Source organism: Hyphomicrobiales bacterium (assembly GCA_030688605.1).
Taxonomy (GTDB): Bacteria; Pseudomonadota; Alphaproteobacteria; order Rhizobiales; family NORP267; genus JAUYJB01.
Window position 1 is genome coordinate 1 of record JAUYJB010000016.1, and the last position, 19,877, is coordinate 19,877.

At 63.4% G+C, this 19,877-nt stretch carries 19 protein-coding genes and 4 pseudogenes; 19 read left to right on the top strand and 4 right to left on the bottom strand.

The features are described from left to right. Window positions 1-571 (bottom strand): Wzz/FepE/Etk N-terminal domain-containing protein (locus Q8P46_02210; protein MDP2618986.1); only part of this gene is annotated, 571 nt, incomplete at its 3' end. A gap of 341 nt (window positions 572-912) precedes the next feature. Here Q8P46_02210 and Q8P46_02215 point away from each other — a divergent pair. The 4 genes and pseudogenes from Q8P46_02215 to Q8P46_02230 all read left to right on the top strand — a co-directional run bounded on the left by Q8P46_02215 (window position 913) and on the right by Q8P46_02230 (window position 4,579). Further along, window positions 913-1,034 (top strand): annotated as a pseudogene (locus Q8P46_02215) (polysaccharide biosynthesis/export family protein). Between the two features lie 72 nt (window positions 1,035-1,106). Continuing rightward, window positions 1,107-2,372 carry a hypothetical protein gene (locus Q8P46_02220; GenBank protein ID MDP2618987.1) on the top strand — a complete coding sequence of 422 codons (1,266 nt, stop codon included), beginning with the start codon at window positions 1,107-1,109 and terminating at the stop codon, window positions 2,370-2,372. A 471-nt stretch (window positions 2,373-2,843) separates the two neighbouring features. Further along, complete coding sequence (locus Q8P46_02225) at window positions 2,844-3,875, top strand: glycosyltransferase family 2 protein (protein MDP2618988.1); 1,032 nt, start codon at window positions 2,844-2,846, stop codon at window positions 3,873-3,875. A 56-nt stretch (window positions 3,876-3,931) separates the two neighbouring features. Then, window positions 3,932-4,579, top strand: a complete 648-nt coding sequence (locus Q8P46_02230) for an FkbM family methyltransferase (protein MDP2618989.1) — start codon at window positions 3,932-3,934, stop codon at window positions 4,577-4,579. A 27-nt stretch (window positions 4,580-4,606) separates the two neighbouring features. Here Q8P46_02230 and Q8P46_02235 read toward each other — a convergent pair whose 3' ends face one another. Further along, window positions 4,607-5,359: a sulfotransferase family 2 domain-containing protein gene (locus Q8P46_02235; protein MDP2618990.1), complete on the bottom strand. Its 753-nt coding sequence runs from the start codon at window positions 5,357-5,359 to the stop codon at window positions 4,607-4,609. 197 nt (window positions 5,360-5,556) lie between these two features. Here Q8P46_02235 and Q8P46_02240 point away from each other — a divergent pair, with 197 nt between their 5' ends. From Q8P46_02240 to Q8P46_02250, 3 genes are all read left to right on the top strand, one after another. Next, window positions 5,557-6,048 (top strand): CoA-binding protein, encoded by a 492-nt coding sequence (locus Q8P46_02240; GenBank protein MDP2618991.1) that lies wholly within the window; start codon window positions 5,557-5,559, stop codon window positions 6,046-6,048. Window positions 6,049-6,060: 12 nt separating this feature from the next. Then, window positions 6,061-8,241, top strand: coding sequence for a bifunctional acetate--CoA ligase family protein/GNAT family N-acetyltransferase (locus Q8P46_02245; GenBank protein ID MDP2618992.1), 2,181 nt, complete (start codon window positions 6,061-6,063; stop codon window positions 8,239-8,241). Between the two features lie 160 nt (window positions 8,242-8,401). Further along, window positions 8,402-10,162, top strand: coding sequence for a thiamine pyrophosphate-binding protein (locus tag Q8P46_02250; GenBank protein MDP2618993.1), 1,761 nt, complete (start codon window positions 8,402-8,404; stop codon window positions 10,160-10,162). A 34-nt stretch (window positions 10,163-10,196) separates the two neighbouring features. Here Q8P46_02250 and Q8P46_02255 read toward each other — a convergent pair whose 3' ends face one another. Continuing rightward, the gene (locus Q8P46_02255; GenBank protein ID MDP2618994.1) at window positions 10,197-11,696 is read right to left on the bottom strand and encodes an MFS transporter; all 1,500 of its coding nucleotides are present in this window, start codon (window positions 11,694-11,696) and stop codon (window positions 10,197-10,199) included. 372 nt (window positions 11,697-12,068) lie between these two features. Here Q8P46_02255 and Q8P46_02260 point away from each other — a divergent pair, with 372 nt between their 5' ends. After that, window positions 12,069-12,239 (top strand): DUF1328 domain-containing protein, encoded by a 171-nt coding sequence (locus Q8P46_02260; GenBank protein ID MDP2618995.1) that lies wholly within the window; start codon window positions 12,069-12,071, stop codon window positions 12,237-12,239. Between the two features lie 271 nt (window positions 12,240-12,510). Here Q8P46_02260 and Q8P46_02265 read toward each other — a convergent pair whose 3' ends face one another. Next, entirely contained in the window at window positions 12,511-12,780 is a 270-nt protein-coding gene (locus tag Q8P46_02265; GenBank protein MDP2618996.1) for a hypothetical protein, read from the bottom strand. 266 nt (window positions 12,781-13,046) lie between these two features. Here Q8P46_02265 and Q8P46_02270 point away from each other — a divergent pair, with 266 nt between their 5' ends. From Q8P46_02270 to Q8P46_02320, 11 genes and pseudogenes are all read left to right on the top strand, one after another. After that, the gene (locus Q8P46_02270) at window positions 13,047-13,244 is read left to right on the top strand and encodes a CsbD family protein (GenBank protein MDP2618997.1); all 198 of its coding nucleotides are present in this window, start codon (window positions 13,047-13,049) and stop codon (window positions 13,242-13,244) included. Window positions 13,245-13,315: 71 nt separating this feature from the next. Then, a pseudogene (locus Q8P46_02275) lies at window positions 13,316-13,474 on the top strand (DUF3309 family protein). Continuing rightward, the gene (locus Q8P46_02280) at window positions 13,475-13,723 is read left to right on the top strand and encodes a hypothetical protein (protein ID MDP2618998.1); all 249 of its coding nucleotides are present in this window, start codon (window positions 13,475-13,477) and stop codon (window positions 13,721-13,723) included. A 46-nt stretch (window positions 13,724-13,769) separates the two neighbouring features. Beyond that, window positions 13,770-14,273 carry a formate/nitrite transporter family protein gene (locus Q8P46_02285; protein MDP2618999.1) on the top strand — a complete coding sequence of 168 codons (504 nt, stop codon included), beginning with the start codon at window positions 13,770-13,772 and terminating at the stop codon, window positions 14,271-14,273. Between the two features lie 188 nt (window positions 14,274-14,461). Continuing rightward, complete coding sequence (locus Q8P46_02290; GenBank protein ID MDP2619000.1) at window positions 14,462-15,064, top strand: superoxide dismutase; 603 nt, start codon at window positions 14,462-14,464, stop codon at window positions 15,062-15,064. Between the two features lie 542 nt (window positions 15,065-15,606). Beyond that, window positions 15,607-16,122: pseudogene (locus Q8P46_02295) on the top strand (transposase). A gap of 258 nt (window positions 16,123-16,380) precedes the next feature. Next, window positions 16,381-16,779, top strand: a complete 399-nt coding sequence (locus Q8P46_02300) for a c-type cytochrome (protein MDP2619001.1) — start codon at window positions 16,381-16,383, stop codon at window positions 16,777-16,779. An 11-nt stretch (window positions 16,780-16,790) separates the two neighbouring features. Continuing rightward, window positions 16,791-17,186, top strand: a complete 396-nt coding sequence (locus tag Q8P46_02305; protein ID MDP2619002.1) for a glyoxalase superfamily protein — start codon at window positions 16,791-16,793, stop codon at window positions 17,184-17,186. A 38-nt stretch (window positions 17,187-17,224) separates the two neighbouring features. Continuing rightward, a complete protein-coding gene (locus Q8P46_02310; GenBank protein MDP2619003.1) occupies window positions 17,225-17,767 on the top strand; it encodes a Twin-arginine translocation pathway signal in 543 nt (180 codons plus the stop codon). A gap of 14 nt (window positions 17,768-17,781) precedes the next feature. Further along, window positions 17,782-19,350, top strand: coding sequence for a GMC family oxidoreductase (locus Q8P46_02315; GenBank protein ID MDP2619004.1), 1,569 nt, complete (start codon window positions 17,782-17,784; stop codon window positions 19,348-19,350). Between the two features lie 136 nt (window positions 19,351-19,486). Beyond that, window positions 19,487-19,627, top strand: a pseudogene (locus Q8P46_02320) (IS6 family transposase). The last annotated feature ends 250 nt before the right edge of the window (window positions 19,628-19,877 follow it).

A 19,877-nucleotide genomic window follows, 5' to 3' on the forward strand; every position in this document is an offset into this window, starting at 1 on the left:
CGGCGACGGAGTTGGCGACCTTGGCGGCGACGGCCGGATCGGCGGACGTGAAACGCACCGCGATGACGCGGGAATTGCTCAGCTTGACGATGGAAAGCCGATTGTAGAAGACCTTCATCGCCCGCTCCTCGGGCGACAGCAGCCTCGGATCGCGGACCACGCCGGTCAGCACCAGGAGCCGCTTGGGCAGCGACATGCCGTTGTTCAGGAAATCGAACTCCGCAAGCCCCGTGAGCTTGAGCTCGCGAATGACGGTGGCGGCAAGATCGCGCGCATTGAGCAACTGGACATGGCTCTCGATGTCCTGTGTGTCCGGCAGGGCCCGCTCCGCCGGCTCGCCTTGGGGGCGCGCGAAAACCGACTGGGTATCCTCGATCAGAATGTCGGCTCCCGACGTGTAGCGCGGCGTGACCACGTTGAGATAGCCGTAAGCGAGCGTCAGCAACAACACCGACGGCCCGATGACCCATTGCTTGCGACGCCAAATGGATTTGGCCAGATCGACGATCGTCACGCCGTCGCCGTCCGCGAATTCGACGCCATCCTCCGCGTCGGCGTGCGGTTCATCCATACGAGACCTCATCCACGGCGAATCTAGGGGTGGTTCGCTGGTCGCAGTAGAGCCGCACTAGGGTAACCAAGTGGTTAACGTTTCCCGCCGCCGGCCCGTGTCGAGCAAGAATGTTGCGGAGAGGGATTGTTAACCATGGCCGCGTAAGAAAAACCTATGATGCAAGCATCAATGCGTCGGCTTGCCATGTGTGTTCGAACGCTTTTCGCGCTTCTGATCTTCGGACTTGCGCTCGCCGGCTGCGCCGGCGAGGCAACCCAGAAGCTGGCTTTCGCCGACGGCGGCAACGAGCCTTATCGGCTCGACAGCGGCGACAAGCTCTGGCTTTCGCCGACGGCGGCAACGAGCCTTATCGGCTCGACAGCGGCGACAAGCTGCGGATCGTTGTTTTCGGCCAGGAAACCCTGACCAACAGCTATTCCGTCGATGGCGGCGGTAATATCGAGAACTGGTCGGTGCTGTTCGACCTCTACATTCTGCTGCGCACACCCCTCTCGCTGCTGAAGCACGAGAGCGCCTATTAGCCGTGTACGCAATGCCCAGCCACGCAGGCCGCCGTGCCGGCACACGGCTTGGTTACGCGGCGGTCTGGGCCCTACTCGCCATCTCCGGCATCGTCATGATCGAGCCGGCGCCGTTCGATCTGACCCTGATTCTCGTCGCGGCGCTGATGTTCCTGGCTGGACTGCGGATTCCGGCCTGGTGCGTCACGCCAACCGCCCTGCTCATCCTGTTTCTGGGCTTCGGCGCCATCGCGGCGACGCAAACGCCGGAGCTCGCCGATTCGCTGCGCCACGTGGCGATCACCGCCTATCTGGCGGTCGCCACCCTGTTCTTCAGCTGTTTCGTCTATCGCAACCCGGAACGGGCTCTGAAGGTGATGTTCTCCGGCTACGCCATCGCCGCGGTCATCGCCGTCATTGCCGGCATAATCGGTTATTTCTCGCTGCTCCCGGGGGCCTTTGACCTGTTCACCGAGAACAGCCGCGCGCGCGGCACCTTCAAGGATCCCAACGTCTTCGGTCCATTCGTGATCGCGCCGGCGCTCTATGCCTTCCACCGTCTGGTCGAGGGGGCCGGAAAAGCCGCGCCCTATTGGGCAATGGTCTTCCTTCTGACTACGGTCGGCATCCTGCTCAGCTTCTCGCGCGGCGCCTGGGGGCACTATGTCGTCTCCTTCGCCGTCTGCCTGTTTCTGCTGTTCGCCACCGGGACGTCCGCCAGGCTCAGGCTGCGCGTTACCGCCCTAACCGTCATCCTCGTCCTGCTCGGCGGAGTCGCGCTTGCCGGCATCATCTCCCTTCAGCCGGTCGCGGACCTGCTCAGCGTCCGCTTCCAGCTGGTCCAGGACTACGACGTGGCCGGTGGAGCGGGGCGCTTCGAAGGCCAGGTTTTCGCGCTCAAGCGGATCCTGCACAACCCGTTGGGGCTCGGCGCCTACGGGTTCGCCAGCCTGTGGCCCGGCGGGGCGCCGCACAATGTCTACCTCTACGCCTTCCTGATCGGCGGCTGGATCGGCGGCCTCGCGTTTGTCCAGCTCGTGGTTCTCACCGCCGTCGTCGGCCTGGCGGCCGCCGTTCGGCCGTCACCGCTCAGGGGCCCGGCGATCATCCTGGTCTCGACTTTTCTAGGGCTGATCGCCCTGGGCCTCGTGATCGACATCGACCATTGGCGCCATTTCTATCTGCTGGTCGGCGCCATCTGGGGCTTGGCCGGCCATATCATGCGCTTTTACGCTCCGGCACGCTCCCTGCGCAGCGCCGCGCGCAAGCCAACGAGCGGTGCTCCGATCCGGCCCTGATGCGCTCGCGCAATGTGACTTGCAACGGCGACAAAACTCCAACAAACTGATCGCTCAGTATGTCGTGGTGCAAGCCGCGACAGCGGCGAGAAATACCAAACAGGCGTAACTGGAAAGCAGCGTAGAAGCACCACCGCACGCGGTGTTGCGCTTGTTTGTTCATACAGGTCTTGAGCAGACCTCTGCGGATCGATCGGCGGAGGACGCAGGCCCGAATAAGGGCACGGTCCAGGTCTGTTGCGACAGCAAGGATTCGCTGTTCGGCGCTGCTCAAGCAAAGCGAGGAGGCCATCGCACACCGCATGGTCAAGACGATTGCTACGCCGGTTCGTTTGCGCCCTGCAAGTTCGCTATCTTCGTACACGGCGGGACGGCAGCGGGCTTTGTTGACCCGGCGGGCAGAAGGAAAGCCCAGGACCGGTTGCAGGAACGCTGGCCGGCGGCGCGGCGTATTGCGGACGGGTTGCTGAGATGCGGGTCCTGGTAAGCGCCCCTTATCCCAATCCCGGCGGCTTTCCGTCGCTGCCGAAGGCAAGCCTTTACAGGCCGCTTGCCAGAAGTTTTCGCGATCTCGTCCCAGGGATGAGTTCCAAGGACGTCTGGCTCCATTCCTTCGACCCCCGCAAAGTCGAGCCCCTCTCGCATGACGACCTGCCCTTGATCGTCATCACCCACAACGACATAAAGCTGATCCGGTCATTTATCGCCCATTACCGGCACCTCGGCGTCACGCGGTTCTTGTGCGTCGACGATGTGTCCGACGACGGAACGCGGGAATTCTTGTCCGGGCAAGCCGACGTTGATCTCTACACATCGAACGTCCGCTACAAGACCGCCTGGCGGGGCCGCCTTTGGCGTCAGATGCTGGTCGCCCGCTATGGCGGCAATCGTTGGTATATGTTCGTCGATCCCGACGAGTTTCTCGTCTACTCGGGCTATGAGACGGTTGCCTTGCCGAGCCTCATCGAGGCTCTGGCGCAGCGCGGCGTTCTTCATTTTCCAGCCCCGATGCTCGATATGTATCCGCCAGGACGCGTGGGTGAGGCCGACTATGATGGCGGCGGCGACGAGCCGCCATGGACCGTCGCCGATCTGTTCGACGCGACAGGTTACACGTTGCGCGGCGACGAGCGCTCCTGGAAGATCGAAGGCGGCGTCCGCCATCGTGTCTTCGGCAGCCGCGTGCAGCTCATAAAATATCCGCTCGTCTATTGGGGAGCGATGACCAACTTGAACAAGAATGTCCACACGCCGGCCCCCTATTGGCGGAATTATGCGCCCCTGCTGGGCACGCTCCTGCATTTCAAGTTTTTCGGCGACTACTGGACCCAGTTCAAAAGCACCGTCGCCAACGGCCAGCACTTTCTCAACGGCGCCTTCTATGGTGATATTCTCCAGCAGATCGACGACCCGGATCGGCTCGTGCTCGAGAGCGACGTCTCGGCGCCGTTCATCGGCGCCGACGATCTCATTCAGCGCGGCTTTTTCAGCAATTGGTCGTAAGTGGCATGGTCTCGCAGATCGGCAGATTGCGGTGGATAGCCGCGCGATGGCTGTGCTTGAAATGCACGCGCCTTGACGGGGTGCGGCTCTGCGCCGACCCGAGGACGGTCCCCTACGACATTCGCCGTGGTTTGTTCCATCGGACCTATGAGGGTTCAGAACGGAGCCTGCTGCGGGCGGCCCTGAAGCCTGGGGACCGCGTTCTTGATGTTGGCGCCTGCACGGGACTGCTGAGCATCCTTTGCGCCAAGATCGTCGGCGCGGAAAATGTGCTCAGTTACGAGGCCAACCCGGCTTTGGAGTTCCTGATCCGCGACAATTTCGCGCTCAACCGGCTGGTCCCCAACCTACGTGCGAAGGCCATCACATCCGATGGCCGGGACATTGCTTTCTATATTCACGAAAGGCTGTTTTCGTCGAGCCTCTTCAATCGTGCTTCCAGCAAGCCGATCTCGATCCAGAGTGATCGATTCGATGCCGTCATCGACGAATTTCACCCGACCCTGATCGCGATGGATGTGGAAGGCGCCGAAGACGAACTGTTCGCCAGCTCCGACCTGCCCGGGGTTGCAAAGATCGTCGTCGAGCTGCATCCCCATATCATCGGACAGGATCGGGTTGAGGCGGTCGAGCGGCGGCTGGAATCGCTTGATTTCACGCGCCGGTCGCAGAACCGAAAGTCGGCCTATTTCGCACGGAATTGACGAATTCGGGCCCGCCGCCGCCAAATCTCAGCTTGCATCAGCACCGACCGGCAATGTCATTTCATAACCGAACCGCGCGAAGTCTTCGCCATAGATACGGTCGATCAAAGCCTTTTCCTTACGACCAATCATACCCATGCGGTGGCGTGCATGGGTGGCGTGCTCCGTGACGACATGCTGGGTCGCATCGGCGATGCCGAGACGATCCCTGACGATCCCGAAATCCTCGTCAAACCGCTCCACGCGGCCGACATAGTCAATCAATGACTTCGACGGAATGAGCGCCGATTGCGGCCGCCAGTGCCGGTTCATATGGCAGGGTTCCTGTCCTTCAAGTCGGCTCAGAAAATCGGCAAGCATCACGTCGCCGTCCTCGGGCAGGCCGATCTCCCTTCGGAACCTTTGCCGCTGTGGTCCGTCGGCAAACTTATCGATGAAGCATGACAGAACACGAACATAGGGGTTGCGCACAAAGGTAAAACGGAAAAAATGCTGGTCATCCATTGCTTTCAGAAACATTCTTAAGTCTTGTTCAGCGCTGATTTGGTTACGCGCTTCAGTGGTATTGTGATTTTCGGACACTTGGCTATCGAACCCTGCGTCGGCGCGGATCAGAGTTGCAATAATTGTCGATCCGGCCGCCTTCGGGTTGCAGTAGTATATCCCCTTGAGCCGCTTGAGAAAAACGGTCCGAAGAAGGATTTCACCGGGGCGGCATTCCAGCCGGCGCGCGATGCGGGAGCGATAATAATGGTCGATTTGCCGCGAGATAAGGGACATTCCAGTCGAATATTCCAGAAGGGATGGTGAAGCAAGTCGCTCCTCGAGAGGCCGGCTGACCGAGGCGTTCGGCGGAGGCCCTGCCCGGGTTATTGGTCCTTACCTTCCGCGTGGCCGGGCCGGCAATGATCCCGGCGCCGCAGCGTGCTATTGTGCGCCGCGGAATCGGCGACAGCACCCGCAAGAGGCCGCAGCCCATGACGACCCGGAATTTGGAATATGCCTTCACGCCGCGCTCCGTGGCGGTGATCGGCGCTACCAGCCGCCCCGGCTCGGTCGGCGCGGTGCTGGTGCAGAACCTGATCCGCGGCGCGCTCGACGCGCCGGTCTACGCCGTCAATCCGCACAGAAGCCACGTCTTCACGCTGCCCGCCTATCGAAATGTCAAGAGCCTGCCGGCGATGCCGGACCTCGCCATCGTCGCGACCCCGCCGGAGACGGTGCCGGGCATTATCGCCGACCTCGCAGAGACGGGCGCCAAGGCCGCCGTCATCATCACCGCGGGCTTCTCGGAAGGGGGCGAGAAGCGCGGCCGCGCACTGCAGCGCGAATTTCTCAAGGCGGCGGGCGCCCATGGGCTGCGCGTCATCGGCCCCAACTGCCTCGGCATTATGATGCCCCATGCAGGCCTTAACGCAAGCTTCGCCCAGACCGCGCCGCTGCCCGGCCGGCTCGCCTTCGCCACCTAGTCGGGCGCCGTGGTGACCGCCGTCGTCGACTGGGCCACGGAGCGGGGCATCGGCTTTTCCCACGTCGTGGCGCTCGGCGACATGTCGGACGTCGATTTCGGCGACATGCTCGACTATCTGGCGAGGGACACCAAGGCGCACGCCATCCTGCTCTATATCGAGGCGGTGACCGACGCACGGAAGTTCATGTCGGCGGCGCGCGCGGCCGCCCGCGCCAAGCCGGTGATCGTCATCAAGGCGGGGCGCTTCCCCGCCGGCGCCAAGGCCGCCGCCTCGCACACCGGCGCGCTCGCCGGATCCGACGAGGTCTATGACGCAGCCTTCCGCCGCGCCGGCGTGCTCAGGGTGTTTGTCCTCGACGAGCTGTTCGGCGCGGCGGAGACCTTGAGCAAGATCGACATCCCCAAGGGCGAAGCACTGGCGATCCTGACCAATGGCGGCGGCGCCGGCGTGCTCGCCACCGATTCCCTCATCGAGCAGGGCGGCCGCCTCTCGGAGCTTTCGCGTAAGACCATGAAAGCCCTCGACAACGTGCTGCCGGCGACCTGGTCGCACGGCAATCCGGTCGACATCATCGGCGACGCCGGCGCCGAGCGCTACCGACAGAGCCTCGACATTCTGCTTCACGACGAGGAGGTCCATGCGGTTCTCGTGCTCAACTGCCCGACCGCCGTCTCGCCGGCGACGGAAACGGCGCAATCTGTGATCGACGCGGCGGGCCCGCATCCCACGATCCCGGTGCTGACGAGCTGGCTCGGCGGCGTCTCGGTCCAGGAGCCGCGGCGCCTGTTCGCCCGGCACGGCGTGCCCACCTACGACACGCCGAACGACGCGGTGCGCGCCTTCTCCTATCTCGTCCGCTACCGCCACAACCAGATCGCCCTCTTGGAGACCCCCTCCTCCATCCCCGAGGCGTTCGCGCCCGACACCGAAAAGGCGCGGGCCATCGTTGCCGAGGCGCTGGAACAGGGCCGCGAGATGCTCAACGAAGTGGAGGCGAAGGAGGTTCTTGCGGCTTACGCGATCCCGACGACCCGCCAGGAGGTGGCGCGAACCGCCAAGGAGGTGCGCAAGCTCGCAGGGAAATTCGGAGGCCCGGTGGTGCTGAAAATCCTGTCGCCCGACATCATTCACAAGTCGGACGTGGGGGGCGTGGTGCTCGGCCTCAAGACGCCGGAAGAGGCCGAGGCAGCGGCCAAGGACTTGCTCCGCAGGGTCGCAAAGGCGCGGCCGGACGCCGCGATCGACGGCATCGTAGTCCAAGAGATGATCAGCCGGCCGCATGCCTACGAGCTGATCCTGGGCATGAAGGAAGATGCCCAGTTCGGCCCGGTCATCCTGTTCGGCCAGGGCGGCACCGCCGTCGAGCTGATCGCCGACACGACGCTGGGGCTGCCGCCGCTCAACATGCGGCTTGCCGAGGAGATGATGGAGCAGACGCGCATCTACCGGCTGCTCCAGGGCTTCCGCGACCGGCCGGCCGTCGACATGGACACCGTGGCGCTGACCCTGATCAAGCTCTCCCAGCTCGTGGTCGATATCGGCGAGATCAAGGAGGTGGACATCAACCCGCTGCTCGCCAGCGAGGCCGGCGTCATGGCGCTCGACGCTCGCATCCGCGTTGCCCGCTATGAGGGGCTGGCGCACCGCAGGCTCGCCATCAAGCCCTATCCGAAGGAGCTGGAGGAAGAGGTCGCGCTCCCCGACGGGCGCAAGCTGCTGCTGAGGGCGATCCAGGCCGAGGACGAGCCGTCTCTGCGCGCCGGCTTCGACAAGCTTTCGCCGGAGGAGGTCCGCCTGCGCTTCTTCGTGCCGATGAAGACCCTCGACCATCTGATGGCCGCGCGCTTGAGCCAGATCAATTACGACCGCGAGATGGCGCTGATCCTGACCGAGCCGGGCTTGCCCGGGACGACGGAGATCTACGCCGTCGCCCGCGTCTCGGCCGACCCCGACAATGTGCGGGCGGAATATGCGGTGATCGTGCGCGGCGACATGACCGGGATGGGCCTCGGCACGCTGCTGTTGAAGAAGGTGCTGGCCTACGCCAAGGTGCGCGGCATAAGCGAGGTTTACGGCGACGTGCTCAAGGAGAACCGGCGCATGCTGCATCTGTGCGAGAGCCTCGGCTTCAGCCAAGCGCCCGACCCCGCCGACCCCTTCATCGTCAGGACCTCCATCGTGCTGCAATAGGCGGGCAGCAGGGCCTGGGCCCGGCCCAATCCGCGGGGAAATGTCGCAACGCCCCCCCGTGATGGCATTGAATCAAACGCTGGAAGATGGTTTTCCGTTCCTCGTTGGCGCATAAGGGGACGCCAATCAAGACCCCTGCCGACGGCAAACGGAGAACCGCATGGCGCAAGGTGCAAGCGAGGCCGAACGGCCCATTGGCGCGGAGCAATTCGAGCTGGGATGGGGCAGCGACGTCATTGCCGCCATGCTGCGCCGCCTCGGCATCGACTATATCGCGCTCAATCCGGGGGCCAGCTATCGCGGGCTGCATGACAGCCTGGTCAACTTCCTCGGCAATCACGACCCGGAAATCCTGGTCGCCCTGCACGAGGAAAACGCGGTGGCGATCGCCCATGGCTACGCCAAGGTGACCGGACGCGCGATGGCCGTGGCGCTGCACTCCAATGTCGGGCTGATGCACGGCTCCATGGCCATCTTCAACGCCTGGTGCGACCGCGTGCCCATGCTCATCCTCGGCGCCACGGGGCCGGTTGATTCGGTCCGCCGCCGGCCATGGATCGATTGGATCCACACGGCCAAGGACCAGGCGGCGATGATCCGTTCCTTCATCAAGTGGGACGACGAGCCGCGCTCGCCGCAAGCGGCGGTCGAGTCCATCTTGCGGGCGTGGCAGATCACCCATAGGCCACCGCGCGCCCCGGTCTATCTGTGCCTCGATGTCGGGCTCCAGGAGGACCCGGTCGGGGCCGAGTTCCAGAGCCCCGATCTGGATCGGTTCGGCCCCGGCGAGGCGCCGGTCCCCTCGGCGGAGAGCCTCGACCGGGCGGCCGATCTGCTCATCGAGGCGCGCCGGCCCTTGATTCTGGCCGGCCGCGTCTCCCGCGACCCGGAGGATTGGCAGCGCCGGGTGCGGCTTGTCGAGCTCATCGACGCCCGGGTGCTGACGGATTTGAAGGTTGCAAGCGCCTTTCCCACCGATCACCCGCTCCACATCGCACCCGCCGATATCCGCCTCCCCGAGCCGGCGCAGGAATGTGTCCGGCAGGCCGACGTGATCCTCGGCCTCGACTGGGTCGATCCGGGCGGCACCTTCGAAGGGGTGTTCGGCATCTCGTCTGCGCCAGCGACCTTCATCAACTGCACGGTGGATCAGGGCCTGCATAATGGCTGGTCGATGGACTATTTCGCGCTGCCGGCCGCGGACCTGTCGCTTAACGTCGAGCCGGACATGGCGGTGAAGGCGCTGCTGCCGGAAGTCGAACGCCGCCTCAAGTCAGGCGGCAAGAAGAAGTCCGATTGGCCTGAAGCCGCGGCAAAAACGGCGGCATCCGGCGCCGGCGGCTCGAACAAGCCGACCTTTCATGCCATCGGCGCGGCCCTCTCCCGGGCGCTTGCCGGCCGGCCGGCCACCATCGCCAAGCTGCCGCTGCGCTGGCCCGGAGACGCGCTGACCTTCCGCGGGCCCCTTGACTATCTCGGTGCCGATGGGGGCGGCGGCGTCGGCGCAGGTCCCGGCCTTGCGGTCGGCGCCGCACTGGCGCTTAAGGGGAGCGGGCGCATTCCGGTTGCGATCATCGGCGACGGCGACTGCCTGATGGGGCTCACGGCGCTATGGACCGCGCGCAAATACGCCATCCCGCTGTTGGTCGTTGTCGCCAACAATCGCGGCTACTTCAATGATGTGCGCCACCAGGATCATGTCGCAAAAGAGAGGGGCCGGCCGGCGGAGAACCGCTGGATCGGCCAGCGGATCGACGGTCCCGCCCCCGACCTGGCGGCCATCGTCGCGGGCATGGGATGGACCGCCGAGGGGCCCTTGACGGATGTGAGCGAACTGGGAGAGGCGTTCGAGCGCGCCTTGACTGCGGTCGAAGGGGGCGAATGCCACCTGATCGACGTGCATATCGATCAGGACGGCTAGACTACCGCAGATCCAGCGGCATCAGAGGCAGCGGTCACGACGGAGCATGGCGCCGGCGGCGCGACCGGCGGCGGCGCAGAATGACAAAGGGAAACACGGCCAGCCCGCGCAGTCCCGCGACCGGGCTCAGGTTGCGTATGGTGCGGCGCGCCTCCAGCATCAATTCGTTGAGAACGACCCGCTCCTTGACCTCGCCTTCCTCCCTGACCAACGTCAATCGGTGGATCGAATAAAGGCCGAGCACGGTGGCGAGCAGGAAAAAGAAGTCCCAATAGCGGAGGCTGAACGCGTCCAAGGCGACCTCCGCCTCCGGGCTCGACCAGCGCACCACCACCGACAACTCCTGGGCTGCGAAGAAATCCGCGAACAGCCCGCCGATGATGGGTGCGATGCCCGCAGCCAGGCTGTTGACCACGCTGACCGAGGCCAGATAGGCGGTGGCGTCGCCGCGCGGGGCAAGTTCGAGCGAGATGTTCGACGAGGCGAGCGTCACGCCGGCTGTGGCGAACCCCATAAGCAGATGGATCGCGATCAGGAGCGGCACGGTTCCGGCGTGCCTTTCGGGAAGCGTGGTGAAGGTCCAGGCGAATATCGCGAGGATGAAGGCAGGCCCGCACACCGCCAGCACAGACTTGTTGCTGAACCGGTCCGCGAGCCGCCCGAAGGTCCGTATCACGACCAGGTTCGCGGCCTGGCTGACGACCGTCATCCCGACGACGAAAAACATCCCGAATCCGAGCCGGGTGAGCATGTAGACGGTGAAGAAGGGTGCTGCGAGGTTGACCGCAAAGTTCCACGAGCCGAGGAACAGGATCAGGCGGCGGAAATTGAGGTCCCGGAATGGCCGTGCCAGAAGCTCGGCGAGCCGGCGCCGATCTTCGGGCACGGCCATGCGCGGTTCGGGCGTAATCGAAAGATAGTAGAGGCCGAACAGGCCAGCGACGGCGCCGAGGGCAAAAAGCATGGAATAGACTTGTAGCGCGCCGCCGGCGACCACTTCCGGTCCGGCGTCCACCACGAATGCTCCGGCAAAGCCGAGGATCGCCGCCAAGGCCGTCGCATAGAAGAGCCGGTTGCCGAAATAGGTCCCGAACCGGTCGTTGGGCACGAGGTCGCGCATCCAGGAGTTCCAGGCGGTGCCGGCTATGCCGTTGCAGACGACGTGGATCAGAACGCCTCCGATCAAGGCACCAAGCCGCACTTCGGGCGTCGGCAACAGCGGCGCCAGCGCGGTCGCCAGCAGCACCGTGCGGCCGAACAAGTTGATGGCGACAACAATGGCCTTGCGCGTTCTTGCATGTTCGACCCACAGCAGGGTCGGAATCTGCACCAGGTTGACCAGGAAGGGCATGGCCGCGAGGAGACCGATCACCGCATTGTTCGCGCCGAGCGCGAGCGCGAAGCCGACCAGGAACACGCCGCTCGTCAGCGTGCCCATGGCCTGACTGCAAAGCCCGTCCCGGAGCATGGCCCGCAGGCCGGCTTCCACCCCCTCCTCACCGATGGCATCGCTGGGGCCAAGCCGTGTGAACATCGTTGTGCCTCTATGCTGGGGCAACTGCCGCCGTAATCAGGCAAGGCGGCATGACGCGCGTTCAACCGGGTGGCGGCTGATTGGGAAACGGTCGCTTGTCAGTCGACGGTGTGGCCCGCAGCCCGAAGCCGAAGGCGTAGGGCGGCGGAGCAGCCAGTCTGGTGCCAGTCAATCTCATGCGTCATTTGCCAAATCTACGGGAGAATTCAGTGAAATTCTGCAAAAATTGGCGCCGGCAGCATCACTTGCCGCCCGCCAATTATGGCACAACCCTGGTGAAACAGGCCGACAGAGCTGACCAGGCTTTCTGCCGGCGCGGGAACCAAACGGCGCGACGCGCGTTAGAAGCTCGGACAACGTCAGGAAAGCGATATGCTGGGTTGGGCCTTAACATTCCTCATCATAGCCATCATCGCGGCCGCACTCGGCTTTACCGGAATTGCCGGGGCTTCAGCCTGGATCGCACAGCTCCTATTCGTGATTTTCCTCATTGCGCTCATCGTGTCGGCGGTTCTGCACCTCATGCAACGCGCCGCTCGGTGAACCACTGCCCCGACCGGCGTATCCCCCCTGCGCCGGTTGGGGCACCTCCTCCGCCGCGTCGCTCTGACGGCGATGAAACAACCGGCCAGTGGTTGCAGCGATGTCGCGGTCGGATGACGTCCGGCATGCGCGGGTTGCTGCCCTCATGCTCGAAACATCAGCTGGTCCTAGTTCTCGAGAATGACAGGGCACCGATACGCCAGACCAACACCGCTTCTTGGCGAAGCTTCGAACCGGCGGCTCGCCGCTTGTCTCCACGACTCACCCATGTTCAGCAGCGATAGTCGTAGCGCTGGCCGTACCGATCGTAAGTAGTGCAGTAACGGGGTTCGTTCGCCGCAGCGATGGCTGCGCCGGTACCTGCGCCGATGGCGGCACCCGCCACCGTTGATTCGGTGTTGCCGCCGATCGCCTGGCCGATACCGGCTCCGGCAGCGCCGCCCACCAGTGCGCCGCTGGTGATCCGAGCGCCCGGCGTATGGTTACATGCGGCCAGTAACAATCCGAGACTGGCAACACCCGCGATAGCTAGTTTTTTCATGATCGCCTCCGTTTCTTCGTCATTATCCTCGGTCTTCATGAGCAGGATTTCTTACGGTTCTAACCCGCGTTGCGGCAGATAGTTCCATCGACGGCAACGGTCTGATGCCTTCGGCGCCCTTTGGTTTGCTCTTCTCGGCGGAATGGGCGTGCGCCGTTCTTGCGGAACCTTTCACTCACCGTTCGCCGCGGCGGGTAGGACTGGAACCAAGGCAGGTTTTGCGGCGTTGCTGATCCACATAATCCACCCAACTCGGAGGTAAGGACATGAATTGGGACCAAATCAAAGGCAACTGGAAACAGCTCAAGGGCAAGGCCAAGCAGGAATGGGGCAGGCTCACCGACAACGAACTTGAGGTCATTGAAGGCCATCGCGACGAACTCGTCGGCAAAGTCGAAGAGCGCTACGGCCTGGCGCGCGAGGAGGCCGAAAGGCGCGTCGACGAATGGCACGCACGGTTGTGATGCGGCACCGCGGGGCGGCCGATCCGCCCCGCGCATTCTTTCCGATCCCCTGTCCGCGAGGGAGCTGAAGCTTGAGTGTCGGCACAATTCTTCTCGTCATCTTGATCCTGATCCTTGTCGGGGCGATTCCCGCCTGGCCGTACAGCCGCGCCTGAGGATATCGGCCATCCGGTATCGTCGGTGTGCTGCTTATCGTTCTCATCATTGCGCTCCTGGCCGGCGCTATCTGATTGCCTGAGGAAAGCTCCGGCGACCGGGGCGGGCGCCTCGGCCACGCGACGCACATCGTCGACATGACGGACGAAACCAGGCGCGCTTCCTATTCCGCGCCGAGCAACACCATCATCGGCGTGGTGCTTATTGGCGGCGGCCTGTTCAGCCGTCTGGCGCGGTCCTTCGGCATCGGCGCGGTGCTCCTCGCCGTCGCCGCCATGTGCCTCGCCGCGGCGGTATCGGCGCAGGGGCACGAGGAGGTTTAGTGAACCGGGGTCGGCAAGACCGATAGGGGAGAGAAAGAAGTGCACCATGGCGAGAATGAAACAGGTCGCGAAGAAACGGAAGGTCAGCGACATCGACAAGGACGACGTCCCTCGGCCGCAGAAGGGCCTCACCGATAAGGAGGAGCGCACCGTCGAAGAGACGCTGCCGATGCGCGCCGCCGTCATCTACGAGATCATCCGCGTCGAGGGCGAGGGCGAGCTTGCCCGCAAGGCGCAAGCGCTGTGGTGGTCGGACGTCGCCGCCGGCTGGCTCATTGCCGCGCTGGTCTGGATGCTGCCTTCCACCAAGGAGGCGGAGTTTCTGGTGATCACCTTCCTGACCTATCTGATTGCGCTCGGCGGCTTCACCCATGTGATCGCCGGCTCGGCGGAAGCATTCTACGGCTGGTTGACCGGCGTGAGTTCAATCTTCGTGGCGGTCTCCATCTTTCTGGTGCCCACGCTGGCCGGCAATGTGATCGGGGGCACGGTGCCGTTCGCGGTTCTCAGCTATGCCCAGGTGCGCCAAGAGATCCAGTCCGACAAATAAAGGATGGAACCGATCCGTTCCTGGCGTTGTCAGGCGCGAGAGGACCAGTACCGCCTCCAATCTGGTGCCACAGACCAGAGGGAACTAAGCGGAGGCAGAGGTGTTGATACCGCAACAGCGGTCTTGCACGGAGCACCGAGCCCGCAGCCACCCGTTCATTACAGGTATCAAACCAGAGGTATTTCCGAATGACGACGTTTCGTTTGCCCGATCTTCCGTATGCCCATGACGCCCTCGATCCCCATATGTCGGGCGAGGCACTGGAATTTCACCGCGACAAGCATCACCGAACATATGTGGACAAGACCAACGCGCAGCTGAAGGACTCTTCAGTCACCGGCGATTCGCTGGAGGAGATTGTCGAGGCCGCTCTTGGCGAGGACGACAATCTTTTCAACAGCGCCGCGCAGCATTGCGACCATGAGCTATTTTGGAAATGGATGACGCCGAATGGCGGCGGCGCGGTTCCGGGCGAACTCAAGCGGCTTATTTTCGAGGCGTTCGGGTCGGTCGACGACTTCAGGAAGCAATCTATCGAAAAGGGCACCTCCCAGTTCGGTTCGGGCTGGGTCTGGCTCGCCATTGGCGATAGCGGCCTGGAGGTGATGAAGTCGCCGAACGGCGAGAACCCGCTCGTTCATTATGCCAGGCCCGTCCTCGGATGCGATGTCTGGGAGCATTCCTACTACCTCGACCACCGGAATGACCGCGGTGTATATCTCGCCGCATTTCCCGATCACCTCATCAATTGGGAGTTCGTGGCGGAGCTCCTCGGCGAGAAGGTGTCATAAGCAACGGCGCAGGCCCTCGTCGCTCAATGCGCGCCGGGCCTGATGTCGCGCCCGACATGGCACGGTGACCGGACGGGCTACGCGCGGCGGCAGAGGCTTGCGGTCGGTTTGGGCCACGCGAGCCCGCCGAACGACAACAAGCAGCGACGCGCGCGCCAGATCAACCAGGCTACAGGAGCGCCGTATGGAAAGAGTACTGAGAATACTATGCTGGCCCCTTCTCGCTCTCGATGAGGCGGGGGATAGGTTCGGCCATTCGCGTTCTTGCGTCTGGTTCTTTATCTGGGGTGCTATGGGATTAACGGTCGTGCCGAGTTTATCTCTAGCGGTCTTGATGAAGGACCCGCAGGCTAATCTGTTTGCACTCGCTTTCGTGGCTGTAACGATGCATATCGTTGGTGGCATTATTTTTGAAGTGCTTACGCTTCTTTTTTACGGCCGCCCAATTCTGAGAAAATAAGACAAATATCTCGGTGCCACCAAGTGCGGCGGCTTGTTCACTCCCAAGGTTGACTTCGGGTAGCTCGCCGCAATCTTCAATCTTGAACCGCCCCGTCGGTCGCCCTCCCATCGAAGTCCGGCGGTACTACGCCAGCTTCTGCTACTAGGCGCAAAGCGGGAAGACGCCGCGCCGGGCGGTCGCCACGGTCGAGCGGCACCCCGGAGAGCTTTATCCTCGCGTCGGTTTCATCGTTACCAACCTGTCGCGCCCGGCGGAGCGGGTTGTCGCCTTCCACATTCATCGTGGCACGGCGGAGCAATGAATCAAGGAAGGCAAGAACGCGATGAAGTGGACGCGGCTGTCATGCTGCTCGTTCGCCGCCAATGCCGTCCGGCTTCAGCTTCATGCGCTGGCCCACAATCTCGCCGACTTCATGCGGACTCCGACTTTGCCCGAGGCAATCGCGCACTGGTCGCTGACCAGCCTCCGGGAGACGCTCGTGAAGATCGGCGCCAAGATCGTCACGCGTGCCCGGTACCTTACGTTCCGGATGGCCGAGGTCGCGGTGCCAAGGGATCTGTTCAGCGAACTCCTGCGGCTCATCGCGGAATTGCAGCCGCTGCCTACGCCGGCACCAGCGCGAGGCGTTCGACGGCCATTCCTACGCAGAGAAACGACGCGAGAGGTGCGTCTTGTTAACGGAAAATAGAGCCGTCAGTGGCCGGGCATAGCCATGGTTGACAGTCGCGGCAACATCGGCGTCTCCTATCGTAATCCAGATTGCCGCAGGGAGCCCAAATGGCTACTCTGACGCTCGGAACTGGGGCCAATATGGGGAATGTCGGATCAGAGATACTCGCGGGGATGGGAGGCGATGTCGGCGAGATTGATCTTGGGGCGGGCCCGTCGCCCGGGAGGACTATCTCTGGCGCTCGCGGCCGTCTGCGCCGCCGTGCCGGCCGCGCATGCCGAGGAGGGCTCGGTCGTTCTCGCCAAACAGTGCCAGGTCTGCCATGCCACCGAGGCGAGCGCGCCGCCCCGCCAGGGACCCAATCTCGCCGGCATTATCGGCCGGCCGGCTGGCTCGCAGCAGGGTTTCCCCTATTCGAATGGTCTCAACCAGCCAGACTTCGACTCGACGCCGGAACGGCTCGATGCCTGGCTCACCGATCCGCAGGCCATGATTCCCGACAGCTACATGGCCTACCGCCAGGACGATCCCGAGATGCGCGCCAAGGTCATCGCCTATCTCGCAGCGCTCAAGGCACCATGAAAGGACGCGGAATGGCGAAGCCCATCCACATGATGATCCGGGTCTTGGATGAGCAGCGGTCTTTGGACTTCTACCGCCAGGCATTCGGCCTCGAGGTCGCCGACCGGTACGCCTTCGACGACTTCACGCTCGTCTACCTGCGCCATCCGCAAGCCGAGTTCGAGCTCGAGCTCACCATCAATCACGGGTGCAGCGAGCCCTACAGCCACGGCACCGCCTATGGCCATCTGGCAGTGTCGGTAGACGACCTCGAGGCGGAGCACGCACGGTTGGTGCGGCTCGGCCTCGGTCCCAATCCCGTCAAGGAGTTTCACCGTGACGGCAAGCTCATGGCCAAGTTCTTCTTCGTGCAGGACCCCGACGGCTACAAGATCGAGGTCCTGCAGCGCCACGGCCGCTATGTCTAGACAAGACGGCCGGGCCTGACCCTGAAGGGAGGAAACCAATGCGAAGGGCCACACAGGACTACCCAGTCTCCAGGCGCTCGCTGATCAAGGCGGCGGGCGCCACGCTCATCGTCGCCGCGGTCACACCGGCGGGCGTCATCCTCGGGTACGACAACGCCTGGTCGGCAGCGGCGGAGGCGCTGCAGCCGGAGAGCTTCGCCACGCTCGTGCAGATGTCGCGCGACATCTATCCGCATGACCAGCTCGCGGACGATTTCTATGCAGCGGCCGTCTCTGGTCTTGACTCCAGCGCCAAATCCGATGCGGCGGCCAAAACCATGCTTGAGGAGGGCGTCGCCGCCCTCAACAAGGCGGCGATGGGCCTCAAGGGCGAGAACTACCGGTCGCTCGGCAACGAAATGGATCGGCTCGCGCTGCTCAAGGAGACGCAGGGCAGCGCCTTCTTCCAGAAGGTGCGCGGCAATCTGATCACTGGCATCTACAACAACAAGGAGGTGTGGCCGATCCTCGGCTACGAGGGCGAGAGCGCCTCGAAAGGCGGCTACATCAACCGTGGCTTCAACGACCTCGACTGGCTCTGAGAGGAGGACGACCGATGGCAATTTTCGATCTCAATGACGATACCGTCGTCGTCGTCGTGGGCTCAGGCGCCGGCGGCGGCACGCTCGGCAACGAGCTCGCCCAAAAGGGCGTCAAGACGGTGATCCTCGAGGCGGGCGGGCGCCATGAGATCCCCGATTTCGAGAACGACGAATGGCTGATGTTCGGCAGGATTTCGTGGCTCGACAAGCGCGCCACCTCGGGAACCTGGCGGGTGGCCAAGGACTTCTCTGGACTTCCGGCCTGGATCGTCAAGGCGGTCGGCGGCTCGACCGTCCATTGGGCCGGCGCCAGCCTCAGGCTCCAGGAGCACGAGTTCAAGATCAAATCGACCTATGGCGACATCCCCGGCGCCAATCTGCTCGACTGGCCGCTCACCCTGGCCGAGCTCGAGCCCTATTATGAGCGGGCCGAGGACAATATGGGCGTGACCCGCACCCACGGCATCCCGGGGCTCCCCGGCAACAACAACTTCAAGGTGTTCGAGGCCGGGGCCAAAAAGTTGGGCTACCAGAATGTCCACACCGGGCGGATGGCGATCAACTCTGAGCCGCGCGACGGCCGCGGCTCCTGCCAGCAGATCGGCTTCTGCTTCCAGGGCTGCAAGGTGGGCGCCAAGTGGTCAACCCTCTATGTGGAGATCCCAAAGGGGGAGAAAACCGGCCACCTCGAAGTGCGGCCGAACAGTCAGGTGCTGAAGATCGAGCACGATGCCTCTGGCAAGGTGACCGGCGTCGTCTATGCCGACAAGGACGGCAACCAGCAGCGCCAGAAGGCGCGCATCGTGTGCGTGGCGGGCAACTCCATCGAAAGCCCGCGGCTGCTCCTCAACTCGGCCTCCAGCATGTTCCCGAACGGGCTCGCCAACTCCTCGGGCCAGGTGGGCAGGAACTACATGCGGCACACCACCGGCTCGGTCTACGCCATCTTCGAGAAGCCGGTGCGCATGTATCGCGGCACCACCATGGCGGGGATCATAACGGATGAGTCGAAGCACGATCCGGGCCGCGGTTTCATGGGCGGCTACGAGTTGGAGACCTTGTCGCTCGGGCTCCCCTTCATGTCCGCGTTTCTAGAGCCCGGGGCCTGGGGGCGGGAGTTCGCCTCTGCCCTCGACAACTACGACCACATGGCCGGCATGTGGATCGTCGGGGAGGACATGCCGCAGGAGAGCAATGCGGTCACCCTCCATCCCACCGAGAAGGACCAGTACGGTCTGCCGGTGCCGAATGTACATTTCGACGATCACGACAACGACAAGAAGATGCGCGAGCACGCCTACAAGCAGGGCTCGGCGGTCTACGAGGCGGTTGGCGCGGTCAAGACCTTCCACACCCCGCCCTATCCCTCGACCCACAATCTCGGCACCAACCGGATGAGCGAGAATGCGCGCGACGGGGTGGTAAACAAGCACGGCCAGGCACACGACATCAGGAACCTGTTCGTGTCCGACGGCAGCCAGTTCACGACCGGCGGGGCGGAGAACCCGACGCTCACCATCGTGACGCTGGCCATCAGGCAGGCCGACTACATCGCTGGGGAGATGGCGAAGGGCAATATCTGATTCACCCGCACGGACGGCACGCGCTTCTATGTCAGCCTGGACAGCGAGAATCTGTGCTTAGAAAGCAAATACGATACGGGGCGTAGTCACATAAATTGGGTGGGCTGGAAAGTGGGATGGATGGTGAGCTGGCTTGATGCGCCAGCTCTCCTTCAAGCGTCACCGCTTCCCGGTCGATATCATCCGGCATTCGGTCTGGCTGTACGCCGGGTTCATTCTGAGTTGCCGCGATGTTGAGGAGATGCTCGCCAAGCGGGGGCTGGACATCTCCTACGAAAATACTTTCCACCACCAGCGTCATCTCCTCAATCGACCGATGTTGAAGGAAATTCGCACCGAATCGTTCGACGCCTGGAAAGCTGCGAGCGTGGCCGCCTGACCCGGGTACCAAGTCGCCCAGATTTCGAGCCGCTATGGTTTATGTGACAATGCCCTTTTGCGATATCAGTGCTCCGATTGCCGCACCAGGACGGTCTCACCGGGCCGCCACGAAGCGCAACGACGCCGTAACCGGCGGAAAGATCGCG